This is a genomic window from uncultured Thiodictyon sp. (assembly GCF_903828115.1).
Taxonomy (GTDB): Bacteria; Pseudomonadota; Gammaproteobacteria; order Chromatiales; family Chromatiaceae; genus Thiodictyon.
Window position 1 is genome coordinate 1 of sequence record NZ_CAIKKU010000132.1, and the last position, 3,461, is coordinate 3,461.

General features: G+C 66.0%; 2 protein-coding genes. Both read right to left on the minus strand.

The genetic code is table 11. From position 1 onward, the window contains the following. Positions 1-152 precede the first annotated feature (152 nt). Positions 153-1,943 (minus strand): nickel-dependent hydrogenase large subunit, encoded by a 1,791-nt coding sequence (locus QZY48_RS05075; protein ID WP_295428586.1) that lies wholly within the window; start codon positions 1,941-1,943, stop codon positions 153-155. Further along, complete coding sequence (locus QZY48_RS05080; protein WP_295428588.1) at positions 1,940-3,088, minus strand: hydrogenase small subunit; 1,149 nt, start codon at positions 3,086-3,088, stop codon at positions 1,940-1,942. The genes QZY48_RS05075 and QZY48_RS05080 overlap by 4 nt, the downstream gene beginning before the upstream one ends. Positions 3,089-3,461: the final 373 nt, after the last annotated feature.

Genomic DNA, 3,461 nt, shown 5'->3' on the forward strand with positions numbered 1-3,461 from the left:
CGTAATCGAAGTTATCGTAGCGACCCGGATGAGCTCGCACGCCGAATTGCGTCGCTTCTCCGATTACGACAACGACAACGACAACGACAACGACAACGATGGCATTCTTCGTTCGACGTAGTTCCGACTCGCGACCAAAGAACGGCGGTCCGCTACCGCACCTTGACCCGCGTCAGCTCCTCCCCCTGCGGACCCATGACATGGGTCGAGCAGGCGAGACAGGGGTCGAAGCTGTGCAGGGTGCGCAGGATCTCCAGCGGCTGATCGGGCACCGCCACCGGGGTGTTCAGCAGGGCCGCCTCGAAGGCCCCAATGTTGCCTGCGGGATCGCGCGGCGATCCGTTCCAGGTGGTGGGGACCACGGCCTGATAGTTCTCGATCCGCCCCTTCTTGATGACGATCCAGTGCCCGAGCGCCCCGCGCGGGGCCTCGGTGGTGCCCACGCCCTTAGCCTCCCGGGGCCAGGTGTCCGGGTCCCACTTGTCGGTATTGGCGGTGCTGCTGTCCCCGGCCTTGAGGTTGGCCACCAGCTTGTCCTGGAAATAGCGCAGCTTGTGCACCGCCCAGGAGGCCTCAAGCCCCCGGGCGGCGGTGCGGCCCAGGGTGGAGAAGAGCGCGGTGACGGGGAGATCGAGATCCTTCAGGACCTTCTCCACCGGCTCCTTGAACTCAGGCGTGCCCTTGGCATAGCCGATCACCCAGCGCGCCAGGGGGCCGACCTCCATGGCGTGGCCGCGCCAGCGCGGGGCCTTGATCCAGGAATACTTGGCGCCCTCGTCGATCGCCTGGATGTTGGTCTTGGTGCCGACCGTGTTCGGACCCAGGACGAAATCGGGTTCGGTCACCCCGTCCCAGGGGTGCAGGCCCTTTTTCTCGTCCGGATAGCGGTACCAGGAGTGGGCGACGAACTCCTGGACCTGCGCCGGATCACGCAGGTCGACGTCGTGGACCTCGTTGAGATTTCCGTTGATGATGGCCCCGCGGGGCAGGAGCTGGTTGGCCGCCGTGTTGTCGTTGGCCCGCTCCGGAATGTCGCCGTAGGACATGACCGAGCGGCCGGAGAGCCCGCCGCCGTAGGTCCAGTCCTTATAGAAGGAGGCGATCGCCAGCAGGTCCGGGATATAGACCTGGTCGATGAAGTCGATGGTGCGGTCGATGATGGAGGAGACCAGGTTCAGTCGCTCCATGTTGACCGCGCCTACGGCCCCCGTGTCGTCGAGGTTGATGGCGCAGGGCACCCCGCCCACCAGCCAGTTGGGGTGTGGGTTCTTGCCGCCGTAGACGGTGTGGATCTTGACGATCTCGCGCTGGAAGTCGAGCGCCTCCAGATAGTGGGCGACCGCCATCAGGTTGGCCTCCGGCGGCAGCTTGTAGGCCGGGTTGCCCCAGTAGCCGTTCATGAAGGGACCCAACTGGCCGGACTCCACGAAGCGCTTCAACCGATTCTGCACGTCCCGGAACCAGCCCGGGGACGACTGCGGCCAGTTGGAGATGGACTGGGCCAGGGTCGAGGTCGCCTTAGGGTCGGCCTTGAGCGCCGAGACCACGTCCACCCAGTCCAGCGCGTGCAGGTGGTAGAAATGCACCAGGTGGTCGTGTGACTGCAGCGTCAACTGCATGATGTTGCGGATGGTGTTGGCGTTCTCCGGGATCTGGATCCCGAGCGCGTCCTCCACCGCCCGCACGCTGGTCAGGGCATGGGTGCCGGTGCAGACACCGCAGATCCGCTCGGTGAAGGCCCAGGCGTCGCGCGGGTCGCGGCCCTTTAAGATTACCTCCAGCCCGCGCCACATGGTGCCGGTGGACACCGCGTTGCGGATCACGTTGTTCGCGTCGAGATTGACCTCGCAGCGCATGTGACCCTCGATGCGGGTCACCGGGTCCACCACGACCCGGGTGCCGGCGTTGTCCAGGGTGAAGCCGTTGGGGGTCTCGATACTCATGAACGCTCACCTGTCTGATCGTTGCCCGCGGCACCTTGGGTCTTGCCAGGGGTCCGGTCCGGCTGTGGGTCGCCGAATTCGCCCGGCTTGCGGGCACGCTTGATGGCGGAGGCGGCGGCGTGGGCGACGACGGCCGCGCCCACGGTCCCGGCGGCGGCCAGCCCCACCCGGTCCGCGTTGAGCTCGACGCCGAAGACCCGGGTGTCGGTCACATGGTCGTAGAAGCTGCCCTTGTCCCAGAAACCGTCCTCCGAGCAGCCGATGCACCCGTGGCCGGACTGGATGGGGAAGGAGACCCCGTTGTTCCAGCGGGTGCTGGAGCAGGCGTTGTAGGTGGTCGGCCCCTTGCAGCCCATCTTATAGAGGCAGTAGCCGCGGCGCGCCCCCTCGTCGTCCCAACGCTCCACGAACTGGCCGGCGTCGAAGTGGCCGCGGCGGTAGCACTTGTCATGGATCCGCTGGCCGTAGAACATCTTGGGCCGGCCCTGGCGGTCCAGTTCGGGGATGCGCTCGAAGGTCAGCATGAAGGTCACGACCGCGGTCATGACCTCGGCGATCGGCGGACAGCCCGGGACCTTGATGATGGGCTTGTCATGGATGACCTGGTGGATCGGGACCGCGTGGGTCGGGTTGGGGTGGGCCGCCTGGACACAGCCCCAGGAGGCACAGGAGCCCCAGGAGATGATCGCCTTGCAGTCCGCCGCTGCCTCCTTGAGCTGCTCGAGGAAGGGCCGCCCGGCGATGATGCAGGACATGCCGTCCTGGTTGAGCGGCGGGTTGCCCTCCACCGCCAGGATGTAGTTGCCCTGGTACTTCTCCCGGATCTCTTTGATGATCGCCTCCGCCTGATGCCCGGAGGCGGCCATGATGGTGTCGTCGTAGTCGAGCGAGATCATGGACAGCACCACGTCCTTGACCAGGGGGTGCGCGGAGCGGATGAAGGACTCCGAGCAACAGGTGCACTCCAGCCCGTGGAGCCAGAGCACCGGGATGCGCGGCTTGGTCTCCATGGCGTGCACCAACTGTGCCGTGTAGGCCGGCCCCAGCCCCAGGGCCGTGGCGGTGAGGCTGCAAAATTTGAGGAAGCTGCGGCGGGTGATCCCCTGGCGCCGCATGACCTCATAGAAGGTCTCGGTGGTCGGCATCGTCTACTCCCCTGGGGTGGGCGACCCGGCTTGGGGGTCGCGTCTTGGTATAGGAAAGCCCGCAGCAAGTGCCGGGCCAAGGTGGGTTTGCAGTCGGATCAGTGGCTTGCGCTTCGGCTTGTGGTCTGCCAAGGGTTGTGCCGTAAAGGTCGTAACCAGTCGTTCGGGTTTGGCTGCAAACTATCTTTGCGTTCCGCGGCGCTGGTGGTGGCTGCGGCGCGATCGGCGCCGGTGGCGGGCCGCGGCGCCGTGTACCTTATCTGCCCTGTCGGCCTCGCGCGGCTAGGCGCCCGGGTGCGACCAGAACTGATGTGGTGACCGAGATCCCGGGTACGCTCTCGTTGTCGTTGTCGTTGTCGTTGTCGTTGTCGTA